Origin of the sequence: Brevundimonas subvibrioides ATCC 15264 (assembly GCF_000144605.1) — a bacterium.
GTDB classification, from domain to species: Bacteria; Pseudomonadota; Alphaproteobacteria; order Caulobacterales; family Caulobacteraceae; genus Brevundimonas; species Brevundimonas subvibrioides.
The window spans coordinates 2,202,350-2,219,182 of the sequence record NC_014375.1; the positions used below are offsets into that span (position 1 = coordinate 2,202,350).

16 protein-coding genes are annotated in these 16,833 nt (G+C 69.2%); 10 read left to right on the forward strand and 6 right to left on the reverse strand.

Going from position 1 to position 16,833, the window contains the following annotated elements; all coding sequences use genetic code 11:
• Positions 1 to 23: 23 nt before the first annotated feature.
• The 3 genes from BRESU_RS10905 to thiS all read right to left on the reverse strand — a co-directional run bounded on the left by BRESU_RS10905 (position 24) and on the right by thiS (position 1,649).
• The gene (locus BRESU_RS10905) at positions 24 to 533 is read right to left on the reverse strand and encodes a DUF3224 domain-containing protein (RefSeq protein ID WP_013269609.1); all 510 of its coding nucleotides are present in this window, start codon (positions 531 to 533) and stop codon (positions 24 to 26) included.
• Positions 534 to 601: 68 nt separating this feature from the next.
• Complete coding sequence (locus BRESU_RS10910) at positions 602 to 1,411, reverse strand: thiazole synthase (RefSeq protein WP_013269610.1); 810 nt, start codon at positions 1,409 to 1,411, stop codon at positions 602 to 604.
• Between the two features lie 40 nt (positions 1,412 to 1,451).
• Positions 1,452 to 1,649, reverse strand: coding sequence for a sulfur carrier protein ThiS (thiS, locus tag BRESU_RS10915; RefSeq protein ID WP_013269611.1), 198 nt, complete (start codon positions 1,647 to 1,649; stop codon positions 1,452 to 1,454).
• A 116-nt stretch (positions 1,650 to 1,765) separates the two neighbouring features.
• Here thiS and BRESU_RS10920 point away from each other — a divergent pair, with 116 nt between their 5' ends.
• From BRESU_RS10920 to aat, 4 genes are read left to right on the forward strand one after another with little or no spacing between them, the layout of a single operon-like run.
• Positions 1,766 to 2,248 (forward strand): type II 3-dehydroquinate dehydratase, encoded by a 483-nt coding sequence (locus tag BRESU_RS10920; RefSeq protein ID WP_013269612.1) that lies wholly within the window; start codon positions 1,766 to 1,768, stop codon positions 2,246 to 2,248.
• Positions 2,249 to 2,253: 5 nt separating this feature from the next.
• Positions 2,254 to 2,760, forward strand: coding sequence for an acetyl-CoA carboxylase biotin carboxyl carrier protein (gene accB, locus BRESU_RS10925; RefSeq protein WP_013269613.1), 507 nt, complete (start codon positions 2,254 to 2,256; stop codon positions 2,758 to 2,760).
• A gap of 3 nt (positions 2,761 to 2,763) precedes the next feature.
• Positions 2,764 to 4,116, forward strand: coding sequence for an acetyl-CoA carboxylase biotin carboxylase subunit (gene accC, locus BRESU_RS10930; protein WP_013269614.1), 1,353 nt, complete (start codon positions 2,764 to 2,766; stop codon positions 4,114 to 4,116).
• 21 nt (positions 4,117 to 4,137) lie between these two features.
• Positions 4,138 to 4,833: a leucyl/phenylalanyl-tRNA--protein transferase gene (gene aat, locus BRESU_RS10935; protein ID WP_013269615.1), complete on the forward strand. Its 696-nt coding sequence runs from the start codon at positions 4,138 to 4,140 to the stop codon at positions 4,831 to 4,833.
• On the opposite strand, the gene BRESU_RS10940 is transcribed toward aat, so the two are convergent.
• Positions 4,800 to 5,486, reverse strand: coding sequence for a DUF2155 domain-containing protein (locus BRESU_RS10940; protein WP_013269616.1), 687 nt, complete (start codon positions 5,484 to 5,486; stop codon positions 4,800 to 4,802). The two genes, aat and BRESU_RS10940, sit on opposite strands and share 34 nt — an antisense overlap.
• On the reverse strand, positions 5,483 to 5,875 hold the full coding sequence (locus BRESU_RS10945) for an NADH:ubiquinone oxidoreductase subunit NDUFA12 (RefSeq protein ID WP_013269617.1): 393 nt from the start codon (positions 5,873 to 5,875) through the stop codon (positions 5,483 to 5,485). The genes BRESU_RS10940 and BRESU_RS10945 overlap by 4 nt, the downstream gene beginning before the upstream one ends.
• A gap of 205 nt (positions 5,876 to 6,080) precedes the next feature.
• Between BRESU_RS10945 and BRESU_RS10950 the strand changes: the two genes are divergently transcribed.
• From BRESU_RS10950 to BRESU_RS10960, 3 genes are all read left to right on the forward strand, one after another.
• The gene (locus BRESU_RS10950; protein WP_013269618.1) at positions 6,081 to 8,849 is read left to right on the forward strand and encodes a TSCPD domain-containing protein; all 2,769 of its coding nucleotides are present in this window, start codon (positions 6,081 to 6,083) and stop codon (positions 8,847 to 8,849) included.
• Between the two features lie 68 nt (positions 8,850 to 8,917).
• Positions 8,918 to 9,400: a pentapeptide repeat-containing protein gene (locus tag BRESU_RS10955; RefSeq protein ID WP_013269619.1), complete on the forward strand. Its 483-nt coding sequence runs from the start codon at positions 8,918 to 8,920 to the stop codon at positions 9,398 to 9,400.
• Between the two features lie 62 nt (positions 9,401 to 9,462).
• Positions 9,463 to 10,389 (forward strand): pentapeptide repeat-containing protein, encoded by a 927-nt coding sequence (locus BRESU_RS10960; RefSeq protein WP_013269620.1) that lies wholly within the window; start codon positions 9,463 to 9,465, stop codon positions 10,387 to 10,389.
• A 27-nt stretch (positions 10,390 to 10,416) separates the two neighbouring features.
• Here BRESU_RS10960 and aspS read toward each other — a convergent pair whose 3' ends face one another.
• The gene (aspS, locus tag BRESU_RS10965; RefSeq protein WP_174262868.1) at positions 10,417 to 12,207 is read right to left on the reverse strand and encodes an aspartate--tRNA ligase; all 1,791 of its coding nucleotides are present in this window, start codon (positions 12,205 to 12,207) and stop codon (positions 10,417 to 10,419) included.
• A 184-nt stretch (positions 12,208 to 12,391) separates the two neighbouring features.
• Here aspS and BRESU_RS10970 point away from each other — a divergent pair, with 184 nt between their 5' ends.
• From BRESU_RS10970 to BRESU_RS10980, 3 genes are read left to right on the forward strand one after another with little or no spacing between them, the layout of a single operon-like run.
• Complete coding sequence (locus tag BRESU_RS10970) at positions 12,392 to 13,090, forward strand: P-loop NTPase family protein (RefSeq protein ID WP_013269622.1); 699 nt, start codon at positions 12,392 to 12,394, stop codon at positions 13,088 to 13,090.
• Positions 13,091 to 13,113: 23 nt separating this feature from the next.
• On the forward strand, positions 13,114 to 15,330 hold the full coding sequence (locus BRESU_RS10975) for an RNA degradosome polyphosphate kinase (RefSeq protein WP_013269623.1): 2,217 nt from the start codon (positions 13,114 to 13,116) through the stop codon (positions 15,328 to 15,330).
• Complete coding sequence (locus BRESU_RS10980) at positions 15,327 to 16,814, forward strand: Ppx/GppA phosphatase family protein (RefSeq protein WP_013269624.1); 1,488 nt, start codon at positions 15,327 to 15,329, stop codon at positions 16,812 to 16,814. The genes BRESU_RS10975 and BRESU_RS10980 overlap by 4 nt, the downstream gene beginning before the upstream one ends.
• Positions 16,815 to 16,833: the final 19 nt, after the last annotated feature.

Sequence of the window (16,833 nt, forward strand, 5' to 3'; positions counted from 1 at the left end):
CCCGGTTGCCGGCCGGTGCGACCTCAACTGTCGGGCAGGCGATAGGCCAGATCGTAATGGTGGATCCCGTCGGTGATGGTCAGGGCGAAGTCGCCGCTCAGACCCGTCAGGTCCCCGGTTCCCGATCCGGGCACGACCGTGATCGACAGGCTGTAGCCCTCGCTGTTGATGTCGCCGCGATGGGCCAGCAGAAACGCGCCCGACCGCCCGTCGAGCGTTCCGACGACCCGCTCCAGCGCGACGTAGGTTCCCGCCGTCTCGCTGCCCGGCGGCCCTCCTGCCAGCATCTGTCCCGCCCCCACGGCCGTGATGCCGCCCTGGAACGTCTTCGACAGGACGTAGCGCGACAGCCCCAGACCAGCCTCGACCTGCTCCTCATCGCCCGGAGCCATGGTGACCTCGAACGTGCCGGTCGCGTGCCGGACCGGCGCCTCCTGCGCGCCCGCGGCGCCCGCACCAATAATCCCGACCATCATCACCACCAGCAGCAGAGCGATCAGGACGCTGTAGCCCCTGGCTGTCAGCACGCGCATGGGTCGCCTCCGTGAACATTTCGGGAACACGATGGCCTGCCGCGACGCTGCCGTCAATCAGCGATCGCTCAGATCAGCCCGCCTAGCGGCGACGACGGGTCCGCATACATCCGCTTGGGCATCCGCCCGGCCATGTAGGCTTCGCGGCCCGCGATGACCGCGTGCTTCATCGCCCGGGCCATCCCGATCGGGTCCCGCGCGCCGGCGATGGCCGTGTTGGCGATGACGGCGTCGCAGCCCAGTTCCATGGCGATCGTGGCGTCCGAGGCCGTGCCCACACCCGCGTCGACCAGCACCGGCACCTTGGCCTGCTCGACGATCAGGCGGATGTTGACCCGGTTCTGGATGCCGAGGCCAGATCCGATCGGCGAGGCCGCCGGCATGATGGCGGCCGCGCCGGCCTCCTCCAGCCGCTGGGCCATCACAACGTCGTCGGTGCAATAGACCATGACGTCGAAACCGTCCTTGACCAGCAGGTCCAGCGCCCGAAGCGTCTCGATCATGTCGGGATACAGGTGCGCCGAGTTCGACAGCACCTCCAGCTTGACCAGGTCCCACCCCCCGGCCTCGCGCGCCAGCCGCAGGGTCCGCACCGCGTCCTCGCCGGTGAAGCAGCCCGCGGTGTTGGGCAGGAAGGTGAACCGGTCCGGCTTCAGAAAGTCGACCAGCATCGGCTGGGACGGATCGCTGAGGTTCACCCGCCGCAGCGCCACCGTGACGATATCGGCCCCGGCGGCCTCGGCGGCGGCGGCGTTCTGGGCATAGTCGGCATATTTGCCGGTCCCGACGATCAGGCGCGAAGAAAACGTCCGCCCGGCGACGGTCCAGGTGTCGGACGGGGCGTCGGTGGCGGTCGGCGGGCTAAAGGGTGCGTTCATCCCGTGTATCTAGGCGCGCCGGGCCGCGAACGAAACCCGCTCAGCCGCCGCCGACGAACTGGACCAGCTCGATCCGGTCGCCTTCGACCAGGGCCGTCTCGGCATGCAGCGAACGCGGCACGATGGACAGATTCCGCTCCACCGCGACCTTGCGCACGTCGAAACCCAGTTCCTCGACGAGGCCCAGAACCGTCCGGGCGGCCACCTCGCGCGTATCTCCGTTGACTTGAATGCGCATGTCGTTACGTCAACCCGATCCGATCCGGCGCATCCTCGGCTTTGACGAGGGACGCCGTTCCGCTAAAAGGCCGCCCCACCGAAGCGGTCCAGCCGTCGCCAACCCGTCCGGAGCGAATGCCCGAAACCCCCGTCCTCTACGTCCTGAACGGCCCCAACCTCAACCTTCTGGGTGTGCGGGAGCCGCATATCTACGGGCGCGAGACCCTGGCCGACGTCCAGGCACTGTGCGAGGCGGCGGCCGAGGGGGCCACGATCGTCTTCAGGCAGACGAATCGCGAGGGCGAACTGATCGACTGGGTGCAGGAGACGCGCACCGCGGCGCACGCCCTGATCCTGAACCCGGCCGGTTATGGCCACACCTCCATCGCCCTGCTCGACGCGCTGAAGGCCCTGACCATTCCGGTGATCGAGTGCCACCTGTCCAATCCGGCGGCGCGCGAGGAATTCCGGCACAAGACCTTCGTTTCGCTGGCGGCGACCGGCGTCGTCTCGGGCTTCGGCGCCCACTCCTACGAACTGGCCATCAAGGCCGCGCTCCGGCTGGTGCGGGAACGCAGTTCCTCCGCCGACCGTTTGAACCCAGACCACAAGGCATAGCTTTCATGGCGACCGAAAAACCGCTCAAGAACGAACCGTCGACCGAGATCGACGCCGCCCTGGTCCGCCAGCTGGCTGACATCCTGAATGACACCTCCCTGACGGAGATCGAGGTCGAGCGCGGCGAGCTGCGCATCCGGGTCGCCCGCGAGATCACCGCCGCGCCGGTCATGCAGTACGCCGCCGCGCCGGCGCAGGCCGCGCCCGTCGCGCCGGCACCGGTCGCCGCGCCCCTGTCCATGCCCTCCGATCCTGCGACGATCGTCGCGAAATCGGGCGAACAGGTGAAGTCGCCCATGGTTGGCACCGTCTACCTGCAGGCCTCGCCCGAGGCGCCGCCCTTCGTCCAGGCCGGCGACAAGGTGAAGAAGGGCCAGACCCTCCTGATCATCGAGGCCATGAAGACGATGAACCCGATCCAGGCCCCGCGCGACGGCGTCGTGGCCGACATCATGGTCGGCGACGCCCAGCCCGTCGAGTTCGGCGAACCCCTCGTCCTGCTCGAGGCGTAAGCCATGTTCACCAAGGTCCTGATCGCCAACCGCGGCGAAATCGCGCTGCGCATCCACCGCGCGTGCAAGGAGATGGGCATCTCCACCGTCGCCGTGCACTCCGAGGCCGATCGCGGGGCCATGTGGGTCCGGCTGGCCGACGAGAGCGTCTGCATCGGACCGGCCCCGGCCGCCAAATCCTATCTGAACATCCCCTCGATCATCGCGGCGGCTGAAATCACCGGGGCCCAGGCCATCCACCCCGGCTACGGCTTCCTGTCGGAAAACGCGCGCTTCGCCGAGATCGTCGAGGCCCACGGCATGACCTTCATCGGGCCCCGGCCCGAGCACATCCGGATCATGGGCGACAAGATCACGGCCAAGCAGACCGTGCTGGAAGCCGGCATCCCCTGCGTGCCCGGTTCGCCCGGCGAGGTCGAGACGGTCGAGGACGCGATCGCCGCGTCGAAATCCATCGGCTTTCCGCTGATCGTGAAGGCCTCCGCCGGCGGCGGCGGGCGCGGCATGAAGGTCGCCCTGACGGCCGACGATCTGGTCGAGGCCGTCCAGACGGCCCAGTCCGAGGCCCTCGCCGCCTTCGGCAACGGCGCGGTGTACATGGAGCGCTATCTCCAGAAGCCGCGCCACATCGAGATCCAGGTCATCGCCGACAGCCACGGCAACGTCGTCCACCTGGGCGAGCGCGACTGCTCGCTGCAGCGCCGCCACCAGAAGGTGCTGGAAGAGGCCCCCTCGCCCGCCCTGTCGGCTGCCGAGCGCGTCGCCATCGGCGAGACGGTGAACAAGGCGATCGCCAAGATCGGCTACCTGGGCGTCGGCACGATCGAATTCTTGTGGGAGGACGGCGAGTTCTTCTTCATCGAGATGAACACCCGTCTGCAGGTCGAACACCCGGTCACCGAAGCCATCACCGGCGTCGACCTGGTGCGCGAACAGATCCGCATCGCCGCCGGCCTGCCGCTGTCCTTCACCCAGGAGGACATCCACTTCGAGGGTCACGCCATCGAGGTGCGGATCAACGCCGAGAACGCCGAGACCTTCACGCCCTCGCCCGGCACCATCACCGACTTCCACGCCCCCGGCGGCCTCGGCGTGCGGCTGGATAGCGCCATCTACGCCGGCTATTCGATCCCGCCCTTCTACGACAGCCTGATCGGCAAGCTGATCGTCCATGGCCGCGACCGGGCCGAATGCATCGCCCGGCTCAAGCGCAGCCTGAACGAGATGGTCATCGGCGGAATCGACACGACCATTCCGCTGTTCCAGAAGCTACTGGCCGAGCCCGACATCCTGTCGGGGGATTACGACATCCACTGGCTGGAAAACTGGGCGAAGCGGCAGAAGGGCCAGGCCTAGGCGCGCTCCGGGAGGCATGACGTGACGGACCCCGCCGCCTCAGCCTTCCCGCCGCCCGGTTCGTTCACCGCCGAGACCCTGCTCCGCTGCTATGCCCAGGGCGTCTTTCCCATGGGCGAGGCGCGGGACGATCCGCGCGTCTTCCTGGTCGAGCCCGAGCTGCGCGGAGTGATCCCGCTGGACGGCTTCCACATCCCGACCCGGCTTCGACGGACGGTCCGGGCCGAACCGTTCGTCGTCCGTGGGAACACGGTCTTCCCTGCCGTGCTGGACGCCTGCGCGGCGCCTTCTCCCGGGCGCGAGGACACCTGGATCAACGGCCCTATTCGACGGCTCTATCTCCAGCTGCACGCTATGGGACACGCCCACAGCCTTGAATGCTGGAGGGACGAAGAGCTGGTCGGCGGTCTCTACGGGGTCACCCTGGGTGGGGCCTTCTTCGGCGAGAGCATGTTCAGCCGCGTCACCGACGCCTCGAAGGTCGCGATGGTCCACCTCGTCGCCCGGCTGCGCCGGGGGGGCTGGCGACTGCTCGATGCCCAGTTCAGGACGCCCCACCTGGATCAGTTCGGCCTGATCGAGATCCCGCAGTCCGCCTATCTGGAGCGCCTGGCGACCGCGCTGGAGACGACCCTGGATCCGGCAGGGCTTTCCGCCCCGCTGTCAGGCCTGGACGCGGTGTCCTATGCCTTGCAGCCGACGATCCATGCATCATAGATCGGATGCTGCAGGCCGCTGATGGCGGGCGTCGACGAGAACATCCAGCCCCGGAAGATCTGACGCGGAGCCGCCGCCGGCGTGGCGCGCGGCTGCAGCGTGATGTCCAGATAGGCGATGGCGTCGTTGACCAGCTCGTTGTCGGCCGACACCTCGCACGCGCGCGCCGTGAAGATCAGGTTGTTGTTGAACCGCACCGGCGGCCCGCCGACCTCGACCTCGAATCGCATGCTCTCGGCCGTGATCTTGTCGATGGCCTCGACGATCGCGACCCGGCGGCGCTGGCGCGGCGTGGGGGTCTCGGGGGCCATGCGCTTGGCCTTGTCCTCGTCGCTTTCGAGGCCCTCGTCGTCCTTGGCCTCGTCCTCGGCGGCGGCGTCCTGATCGTCCTCGGCCGACGCCGCGTCCGCCGCCAGCTGGGTGGGCTCGACCGCCGGGCCCGGTGGCGTGATGGCGATGGGCACGGCCGGGGCTGGGTCGCCCGCCGGCGCCGCTTCCTGACCCGGATCGTTGCGCAGGGCGTCGCCGATCGGGTCGGACGCGGGACGGGCGTCCTGGGGCGGACCATCCTGCCGGCCACCGGCCACGACGGCTCCCGATGTCGCCAGCACGACGGCGGCCGCGCCCGTCAGCAGCCAGCGGACGGGATTCATTCGGGCTTCCAGGCTTCGTAGTCGCCCGTCGCGGCCGGACGGACGCCCTCAGCGGCCAGCGACCCTTGCGGATGCCAGGCGAGGGGCGTGCCGGTCATGTTGGGCAGGTGATCCTTCTCCCAGCGGCGGCGCGGCAGCGGCGACTCGGTCGGCGGTTCGTCAAAGGTGTAGTGGAGCCAGCCGTGCCAGTCGGGCGTGACCTTCGAGGCCTCGGCATAACCGTTGTAGACGACCCAGCGACGCTTGCGTCCGTCGTAGCTGACGTTGTCGCGCGACTGGTAATAGCGGTTGCCGTTCTCGTCGGTCCCGATCAGTTCGCCCCGCTTGGCGATGGTGAAGAAGGTGCCGATCGTCGCGCCGGACGTCCAACCGAAGATTCTGCCGAGCACGAGGCGTATCCAGTCCAGATTCGGATCGGCGGGAGGCCCGATCCACGCCGGCGATCATAGAAACCGGCCTCGCTCACGTCCAGCGTGGAGCCGAAATCCTTGTCGCCAACATCTTGGGGGTAACCCTCGCGCGACCCACCACATCTATTGCGGGCAGGCCCCGACGCGCCCTAGGCTGTCGTAACGATCCTGTGCGGGCCCGCGAATGCGCTTCAACCCCTATCTGACCGAGCTGTCCGCCGCCGTCGTTTGCGAGGCGCGCGAGATCGAACGCGCCAGCCGCGTCGTCCGGGTCACGGCCCCCGCGAACTGGAGCGATGCCCGCATCGAGGCGTGGCTGGACTGGCACGAGCGATCGCCGGACGACTTTCCCCGGCTCGAGAGCGCCCCGGGCCGGGTCGCCGCTTCCGGGCCTGCGATTCTGGACGGTGCGCTCGATCGGTGGGCGGGACGCCTCGCCGCCTGGGGTCGCGCCACGGGCGTGTTCCGGTCGTCACAGGATGCCGATGTCTTCGCGGCGGAACTGGTCGCCAGTGTGCTGCTGGGCCTGGCCGCCCCCTCCGCGACCCTCATGGAAGGCGCACGCACGCCGCCCTCGGCGGAGGACGCCGGCGCACCGACGCGCAACGCCACCATCTTCGAACTGGATGATCCGGTCGTCCGCGCCCGCTTCGAGAGCGAGACGGCAAGGCTGCGCACGGCCCGGGTCACCGCCCACGCCCTGTCCGGCGTCACGCGGACCCTGAAGTCGGTCACGGACGCGGTCCGGCGCTGCGACGGTCCCGCCTCGGTCTGCGGCGACCCGGCCGCGAACCCCGCGCTCGCCCGCGCGGCTCTGGCGGCCCGGCGCGCCGGAGCGGACGACACGGCCATTCTCGACGCCATCGCCGGACGCCTGTTCTCGGCTCCCGAGCCCGAGGCGTCGGGCCAGACGCGGATCGTCTCCGTCAGCCATCCGGACGCGCCGGTGGACGCGCCCCTGAGGGCCGCCGCCGACGGGGCCCTGGCCGACGATCTTATCGTGGCCTTCTCCGTGCGGGACGCCGAGGCCCTCGCCGATCTGTCGATGGCTCCGGCCTGCGCGGTCTCCCTGCCCGCTGTCGCCGCCACCCTGCCCGACCTCGTCCCCGCCCTGGATGCCCTGGCCCGCCTCTGGACCACCGCCCTCGAAATCGAGGTCGCCAGCGGTTTTGCCGCCGACGGCCGTCTGGCCCGGCGCCGGCATGCGGTTCGCCCGATCGTGCTCACCCTGGTGGGGGGACTGGAATGGCTGGTCGCCCAATCCCGTGGCGCCGGCCCCGAGGACGCCTTCAAGGCGGCTGCCGGGCTCCTCGCGGCGTCGGCGTCGCTGGCGTCCAGCGAGCTGGCCGAAACCCTGCGGCCCGCCGCCGACTGGCCCACAGGGGCCGCGGACGTGGTCGCCTCGCTCAAGGCGCGCGAAGCCAGCCTCTCGTTTCTGGACACCGAGCTCGGCCGGACGGCCGCCCTGCGCACGGCCCAGGCCCTCGACGCCGCGCAGACCGTCGGCCGGCGTCACAGCCTGATCGCCGCCGTGGCCGCCGACCCGGAGCGCGACCTGCGCCTGGGCGTCGCGACGCTGGGCGCGGTCGATCTGTTCCAGACCCGCGACGGACAGCTCATCCGCCGTCTTCACCCGGCGCTCGCGCAGGCGATCGAGACCCAGGACGGCGATGTGGAAAGCGCCGAGCGCTGGCTTCTGGGTCGACGCACCCTGGTGGATGCCCCGGCCCTCGACCATGCCGACCTCGCCGCCCGCGGGTTCACGGATACGGAGCTGGAGGCGGTCGAGGACGCGCTGGGCCACGTCGAGCGTCTGGAAGACGCGTTCAGCCGCCCGGTGCTCGAGTCCGGCTTCGTCCGCGACGTCCTCGGGATCGACGCGGACACCTTCGAACAGGGGCGGTTGTTGAGCCTGCTGGCCACGGCCGACGAGATCTCGGCGGCGACGGCCTATGTGTTCGGGCACCGCGACCTCTCGGGCTGGCCCGGGGCCCCGTCTCGCCTGAAGACGCTGCTGGCGGACCCCGCCGCGGCCTCCGCCGGGCTGACCCGTCTGGCCGAGACCTTCAGTGACGTGGCCGATCTGGCCGTGATCGAACTGCCGAGCCGGGCCGGGATCGGTGCGGCCATGGCCACGCTGAGCCAGGCCGCCTCGCAGGGGAACCGCGCCGTCCGGCTTTCGCGACGCGAGGCCTCGGGCGAACCCCTGCTGCTCCTGCCGGAAACGGAACCGCTGCGCCGCGCGCCCGAAGCGGCGGCCCCCTCGCCCCCGCCCGTCACCGAGCGGGTGGTCGAACGGGTCATCGAACGCGTCCGCACCCGCCGCAAGCTGCCGGATCGCCGCAAGGGCTATATCCAGAAGGCGGCCGTGGGCGGGCACAAGGTCTACATCCACACCGGCGAGTACGAGGACGGCGAGCTCGGCGAGATCTTCATCGACATGCACAAGGAAGGTGCCGCCTTCCGCAGCCTGATGAACAACTTCGCCATCGCCATCTCGATCGGGCTTCAGTACGGCGTGCCCCTGGACGAGTTCGTGGATGCCTTCGTCTTCACCCGGTTCGAGCCGGCCGGAAGGGTCACGGGCAACGACCGCGTCGGGTCCGCGACCTCGATCCTGGACTACATCTTCCGCGAGCTGGGCGTCAGCTATCTGGACCGGACCGAGCTGGCCAATGCGGACGCCGAGCCGCTGGATGCCGACGGCCTGGGGTCGGGCAAGGCCGACGAACTCGTCCCGGCCGCCCGCTTCATCTCGAAGGGCTTCGCGCGCGGCTCGACGCCGGACAATCTGGTCGTGCTGCCGTTCGGCCGCAAGGCCGAACCCGAGGTAAGCCCCTATGACCTGCGCGAGGCCAAGGCCTGCCCGGCCTGCGGAGATTTCACCCTGCAGCAGCGCGGCGGCTCCTGGATCTGCGACACCTGTGGCATCGCGCCGTCGATGCGGGGCTGAGACAGGCCGAACTCAGCAGATTTTAAGGATGTTCCGCCTATCCTTCAGGCGTCCTGGAGTCTGTCTGCATGAAACGCCTGATCCTCGCCGTCGCGCTCGTCGCCTTCGCCTCGCCGGTCCTGGCCCAGAATGCGGGCCAGATCGCGCGCGTCCGGAGCGGGTCCAGCTGTGCCGGTTGCAACCTGTTCCAGGGTGACTTCAGCGGACTGGAATCGCGCGGTCTCAACCTGTCCGGCGCGCGGCTGCGCCAGGCGGATCTGAGCCTGGCCGTCATGAACCGCACGCGCTTTTCCAATGCCGATCTGCGCGACGTCGAGGCCTATGGCGGCGTGTTTTCCAGCTCCAGCTTCAACGGTGCGAATCTGACCAACGCCAGCTTCGTCGGCGCCTATCTGGAAGGGGCCAGCTTTTCCCGCGCGACCCTGACCGGTGCCAACTTTTCCGGCGCCCGCCTGGCCCGGGCGACGGGGCTGACCCAGGCCCAGTTGAACGGCGCGTGCGGCGACGCATCGACCACCCTGCCCGGTTCGCTGCGCATTCCCGCCTGCTGAAAGTCGCCATTCTTACCGCGATTTAAGTAGGGTTTCGCGGCACGAGGAGGCATCTAGAAGGCGTGAAACAGTCCGTGACCCACAGCCGTCGCCTGAGCCCCGCCCTCGTCGCGCTGACCCTTTCCGCCGGCGTGAGCGTCCTCGCATCGCCTGCTTCCGCCGACGTCCAGTTCAACATGCAGGATCGCGAAGTCGCCCGCATGGTTTCGCTGGGCGGGTCCTGCAATCGCTGCGAACTGTCGGGACGCAACCTGTCCGGCGCGACCTTCACCGGTGCCACCTTCATCTCCGCCACCCTGGTGGGGGCGAATCTCCGGGGCGCGGAGCTGGTCGGCTCGAACTTCTCCGCCAGCGACTTCAGCCGGGCCGATCTCAGAGGGGCCCAGATCCAGGGCTCGAACTTTTCGGCGGCCAACTTCACCGACGCCGTCCTGACGGGCGCGGAGGCCCAGGGGTCGAACTTCAACCGCGCCGACCTGACCAACGCCAATCTGTCGGGTGCCGAACTGGTGGGTGCGAATATGAGCGGGGCCGCCCTGACCCGCGCCAATCTGTCGGGGGCCGAGCTGTTCGGCGCCACCCTGGCCAACCTGTCGGCGCGCGGCGCGTCCTTCGCCGGGGCCGAGCTGAACGCGGCCAATATGGCGGGCGGTGACTTCACCTCGGCCAACTTCAACGGAACAGCGCTGGACGGCGCGCGACTGGCCAATGCCACGTTCCGCAGCGCGACCTTCACCGATGCGTCGATGAACCGGACCGACATCCGCGGTGCCGACCTGTCCGGCGCGCGCGGCCTGACCCAGTCCCAGGTGTCGGAAGCGTGTGGCGACAGCTCCACCCGGCTGCCGGCGCGCCTGACGGTCCGCAGCTGCTCCAGCCGGATGACCATGCGCGTCTCGCCGCCGCGCCCGCCCGTGCCGCCGGTGCCCCCCGCGCCTGCCCCGTCGCCGCGCCGGAACATCATCATCGCCGACGGCGGCGAGCCCTAAGGCCCGCCCCGACGGCATTGGCGCCGCTCAGACCTTGAGCGGCATCGCCGTGCGGATGTGGACGTCCTTCAGCTGACGTTCGCCCGCTTCGGTCGGGGCGTTCATCAACAGATCCTCGCCCTGCTGGTTCAGCGGGAAGGCGATGACCTCGCGGATGGCGACCTGATTCGCCAGCAGCATGACGATCCGGTCGATGCCGGGGGCCAGACCGCCGTGCGGCGGCGCGCCGTAGCGGAAGGCGTTCAGCATGCCGCCGAACTGGTCCTCGACCACCGAGGCGTCATAGCCGGCGATCTCGAAGGCCTTCAGCATGATCTCGGCCTTGTGGTTCCGGATCGCGCCCGAGCACAGCTCATAGCCGTTGCAGACGATGTCGTACTGGTAGGCGAGGATATCCAGCGGGTCCTTCGTCGTCAGCGCCTCCAGCTCGCCCTGCGGCATCGAGAAGGGGTTGTGGCTGAAATCGACCTTCTTCTCCTCATCCGACCACTCGAACATCGGGAAGTCGACGATCCAGCAGAACTCGAACCGGCCCTCGTCGATCAGCTTCAGCTCCGTGCCCAGACGGGTGCGGGCCGAACCGGCGAACTTGTAGAAGACCTTGGGGTCGCCGGCGACGAAGAAGGCCGCGTCGCCCTTGCCGAGGCCCAGCTGGTTCATCAGGGCGTCGGTCGCCTCGCCGCCCAGGTTCTTGGCGATCGGACCGCCCCAGGCGTCGTTGTCGTCGGACCAGAAGATATAGCCCAGGCCCGGCTGGCCCTCGCCCTGGGCCCAGCTGTTCATGCGGTCGCAGAAGGCGCGCGAGCCGCCGCCCGGGGCCGGAATGGCCCAGACCGCGTTCTTGGCGTCCGCGCCCAGGATCTTGGCGAACAGGCCGAAGCCGCCGTCGCGGAAGCGGTCCGACACGTCGGCCATCTTGATCGGGTTGCGGGTGTCCGGCTTGTCAGTGCCGTACCAGGCGATCGAGTCGCGATAGGGGATGCGCGGGAACGGATAGGGCGTCACCGACTTGCCGTCGGCGAACTCCTCGAACACCCCGTGCATGACGGGCTCGATCGCCGCGAAAACATCCTCTTGCGTCACGAAGCTCATCTCGACGTCGAGCTGGTAGAACTCCAGCGAGCGGTCGGCGCGCAGGTCCTCGTCGCGGAAACACGGAGCGATCTGGAAATACCGGTCGAAGCCCGAGACCATCAGCAGCTGCTTGAACTGCTGAGGCGCTTGCGGAAGCGCGTAGAACTTGCCCGGATGCAGGCGGGACGGCACCAGGAAGTCACGCGCGCCCTCCGGCGACGACGCCGTCAGGATCGGGGTCTGGTACTCCAGGAACCCCTGCCCGACCATCCGCTGGCGGATCGAGGAGATCACGCGGCTGCGCAGCACGATGTTCTTGTGCAGGGTCTCGCGGCGCAGATCGAGATAGCGGTGCTTGAGGCGGAGCTCCTCGGGATACTCCGGCTCTCCGAACACGGGCAGCGGCAGCTCGGCGGCTTCCGACAGGACCTCGACGCCCGTCACCCGCAGCTCGACCTCACCGGTCGGCAAGTTGGCGTTCACGACCGAAGCGTCGCGCACCACCACCTCGCCATCCACGCGGATGACGCTTTCGGCCCGCAGGCGCTCGACCGCCTCGAAGCCCGGCGTCTCGGGGTGGAAGACCAGCTGGGTCAGGCCGTAGTGGTCGCGCAGGTCGATGAACAGCAGGCCGCCGTGGTCGCGCTTCCGGTGCACCCAGCCCGACAGCCGCACATTGGATCCGGCGTCCGACGACCGGAGGGCACCGCAGGTGTGGGAGCGATAGGCGTGCATATGCAAAATCGTCTGTAACGGCCCCGAGAAAGACAGGACACGGCGGGAAATGGAAGCGGCGTAGGGCGCATCAACGTCCCGGAAAGTCAAGGTCGCGCCCGATCCCGGCACGCGTCCACAGGTCGCCTTGTCTGTCCACGGTCCGAATCGCTACCGTGTCCGGACAGTCGCAACGATCTGCTATGCTTGCCCCATGACGGCACGTCGTCCCCTTCGCGATCAGCTCAGGCTGCCCCTGACCACCGACATCATCGGCGGTGCGGCCACCTTCGTGCGCTCCGGCTCGAACGCCTATGCCGTCGATGCGCTCGCGGCCTGGCCCAATGCCGCCGGCCGCGTCATGGCCCTGTGCGGACCGGCCGGGTGCGGCAAGAGCCATCTGGCGTCGGCCTGGGCCGAGCGGGTCGGAGCCATCCCCCTCAACGGGGCCGAGGCGGCCCTGACCGATCCGCTGGAGCTGGAGGGCCGCCCCGTGCTCCTCGACATCGCCCAGGACGCGGACGACGAGACCCTGTTCCACCTCATCAACCTGGCCCAGCATGACGGCGGGGCCCTGCTGATGGTGTCGCGCCCCTCCCCCCGTCGCTGGGCGGTCCAGGTGCCCGATCTGCGCTCGCGGCTCGACGCCGTGAGGGTCGTCGCGATGGAGGCTCCGGACGATGCCGTCATGTCCGCCATCCTCGCCGCCCGATTCGCCGAACGCAGCATCACGCCCGGCGACGGGGTGATCGACTATCTGGTGCTGCGGATCGACCGTTCGGCCGAGGCGGCCGCCGGGATCGTGGCGCGTCTGGACGACGAGCATCGTCCGATCACCCGGGCCCTCGCGCGCCAGGTGCTGGAGGCGAGCGCCGATCTGTTCTCCGGCACCGACGAAGGGTTGCAGCCGTAACAAACGCGCCCCACAACCGGCCCATGTCCGACGCCGCCATCGCCGACAAGACCCGGGGAGAGGAAGTCCCCTCCTCTCGCGCGCCCCAGCTGAGCCTCGACGAGGCGCTGATGGCCTCGCCGACCCGATTCTTCAACCGCGAGATCAGCTGGCTGGCCTTCAATGCGCGCGTGCTGGAGGAGGCCGCGAACCCGAACCACCCTCTGCTGGAGCGGCTGCGCTTCCTGTCCATCTCGGCCAACAACCTCGACGAATTCTTCATGACCCGCGTCGCCGGGCTCAAGGGCCAGGTGCGCGAGCGGGTGCGGGCGCTCTCGGCCGACGGCCTGACGGCGGCGGAGCAGCTGGAAAAACTCAACATCGCCGCCGGCGAATTGATGGACGAGCAACAGCAGCGCTGGCGGCAGTTGCGCAAGGAACTGGTCGGGGCCGGAATCGAGGTCGTCCATTCCGAGAAGGTCACCAAGACCGACAAGGAACGGCTGGAACCCGAGTTTCTGAACCAGCTGTTCGCCGTCCTGACGCCCCTGGCGATCGACCCGGCGCATCCGTTTCCCTTCCTGCCGAACCTGGGCTTCTCCCTGGCGCTCAAGCTGCGCCGCAACCGGGACAACAAGACCCTCTACGCCCTCGTCCCGGTGCCGACGCAGGTGCGCCGATTCTGGGAGCTGACCGGCGACGGCCGGTCCGTGAAGGGTCGCCGGCGGTTCGTGACGCTGGAAACCGTGCTGCTCATGTTCATCGAGCACCTGTTTCCGGGGCATGAGGTTCTGGAAAAGGGCGTGCTGCGCCTGATCCGCGATTCCGACATCGAGATCGAGGAAGAGGCGGAGGACCTCGTCATGGAGTTCGAGGAGGCGCTGAAGCAGCGCCGTCTCGGCGACGTGGTCCGGGTCAAGATCGAAGCCTCCATGCCCTCGGATCTGCGCGACTTCATCATCGGCGAGCTCGAGGCCGAGCCCCAGGACGTGGTGCTGATCGACGGCATGCTGGGGCTGGCCCAGCTGGGCGATCTGATCCCGTCGGGCCACCCCGACCTGAAGTTCCCCGGCTATGAGCCCCGCTATCCCGAGCGCGTCCGCGACCAGGGCGGCGACGTCTTCGCCGCGGTGCGCGAGAAGGACATCCTCATCCACCACCCGTTCGAGAGCTTCGACGTGGTGGTCCAGTTCCTGCGCCAGGCGGCGCGGGACCCCAACGTCATCGCCATCAAACAGACCCTGTACCGAACCTCCAAGGACAGCCCGATCGTCGCGGCCCTCATCGAGGCGGCCGAGAACGGCAAGAACGTCGTCGCCCTGGTCGAGATCAAGGCTCGCTTCGACGAGGAGGCCAACCTGCGCTGGGCCCGGGCCATGGAGCGGGCCGGCGTCCACGTCGTCTTCGGCTTCGTCGAGTACAAGACCCACGCCAAGCTCAGCGTCGTCGTCCGGCGCGAGGGCGACGGGCTCAAGACCTACTGCCACTTCGGTACCGGCAACTACCACCCCATCACGGCCAAGGTTTACACCGACCTCAGCCTGTTCAGCTCCGACCCCATCCTGGCCCGCGATGCGTCGCGGGTGTTCAACTACATCACCGGCTATGCCCAGCCCGAGGATCTGGAGGCGCTGGTCGTCTCGCCCCTCAACATGAAGTCGACGCTGATCGAGCTGATCGGCCGGGAAATGTCGGCGGCGGCCAAAGGCAAGCCGGCGGCGATCTGGGTCAAGCTCAATGCCCTCGTCGATCCCGAGATCATCGATGCCCTGTACCGGGCCAGCCAGTGGGGCGTGCGCATCGAACTGGTCGTGCGCGGCATCTGCTGCCTGCGCCCCGGCGTGCCGGGCCTGTCGGAGAACATCCGGGTCAAGTCGATCGTCGGTCGCTTCCTCGAGCACAGCCGCATCATCTGCTTCGCCAACGGCAAGGACCTGCCGCACGACAAGGCGAAGGTCTTCATCAGTTCCGCCGACTGGATGACCCGCAACCTCGACCGCCGGGTCGAGATCATGACGCCGATCACCAACGTCACCGTCCACGACCAGGTGCTGGACCAGATCATGGTCGCCAATCTCAAGGACGACGCCCAGAGCTGGGTCCTCGGCGCCGACGGCGGCTACACCCGCGTGCAGCCGGTCGACCCCGACCGCCCCTTCTCGGCCCACAAATACTTCATGACCAACCCCAGCCTGTCCGGCCGGGGCCGCAAGGTGAAGAACAAGCCGCAGGAACTTCGCTACGACCGGCCGTCTCGATGACCGAGGTCTTCACCGCCCCGCGCGAGGCGGCCGTCATCGACATCGGCTCCAACTCGGTCCGGATGGTGCTGTACCGTCTGGAGGGTCGGGCGATCTGGACCGTGTTCAACGAAAAGGTCCTCGCCGGCCTGGGCCGTGATCTGTCCACGACCGGCCGCCTGTCCGAGCCGGGCGTCGAACTGGCCATGACCGCCCTGCGCCGCTTCGCCGCCGTGCTGGAAGGCGTGCGTCCGGCCTACACCTTCGTCGCCGCGACCGCCGCCGTGCGCGAGGCGACGGATGGTCCGGACTTCTGCGGGCGCGTGGCGGCCGAGACCGGGCTTCAGGTCCGCGTCCTGACGGGCGAGGAAGAGGCGCATTACTCGGCCCTGGGCGTCATGGCGGGCGACCCGCGCGCTCACGGGCTGGCCGCCGACATGGGCGGCTCCAGCCTGGAGCTGATCCGCATCGGCAACGGCAGGATCGAGCCGGGCGTCACCCTGGCCCTGGGCCCGTTCGCCCTGGCGGATCCCGGCGGATTCGACGCGGCGCGGCTGCGCGCAACCATCTCCGACCGCCTGTCGCCCGTCAGGGCGCAGTTCAGCGCCGACGAACTGCACGCCGTGGGCGGCGGCTGGCGCTCGCTGGCCCAGCTCCACATGGAGATGAGCGGCTATCCGCTGCGCATCGTGCACCAGTACGCCATGAGCGCGGAGGATGCGCGTGGCGTCGCCCGCTTCGTCGCCCAGCAGTCCAAGGCGTCGCTCGACCGCCTGCCGGGCGTGTCCAAGCGACGGGCGGAAACCCTGCCCTATGCCGCCCTGGTGCTCGAGGGGCTGCTCGACACCCTGTCGCTGAAGCGCGTCATCTTCTCCGCCTGGGGCCTGCGCGAAGGCCTGCTCTACGAGACTCTGGACCGCGACGAGCCGGCGGCCGACCCGTTGATCGCCGGCTGTGCGGCCCTCGGCGCGCGCCAGGGCATCTCCCCGGCCCTGCCCGCGGCCCTGAACGCCTGGTTGTCCGACGTCATCGCCGCCCTGCCCGAGGCCTTCGGGCCCGAGCGGGATCCGGTGCTGGCGGCCGCCGCCTGTCGCCTGGCCGACCTGGGGGCCCGCCTGCATCCCGACCACAGGCTGGAACTGGTGTTCGACCAGGTCCTGCGGGCGCCGATTCCCGGCCAGACCCACCCCGAGCGCGTCTGGCTGGCCTGCGCGCTCAACGCCCGCTACGGCGGCAATGCCGCGACGCCGGCCCCGGAAGCGGCGGACCGGCTGCTGAGCGACGAGGCCCGGAAGAGTGCGCGGGCCCTGGGTCTGGCCATGCGGCTCGGGTGCGACCTGTCCGGCCGGTCGCCACAACTGCTGGCCAACGCCTCGATCACCGTGACCAGGGGCCAGCTGAAGCTGACGGCCTCGGACGGCTATGCCGACGTCCTGCTCGGCGAGCAGACGCGCCGTCGCGCCAAGGCCCTGGCCGAAGCCATGGGCCTGAAGCTGGATATCTGACGGCACAGCGGGCAGACTG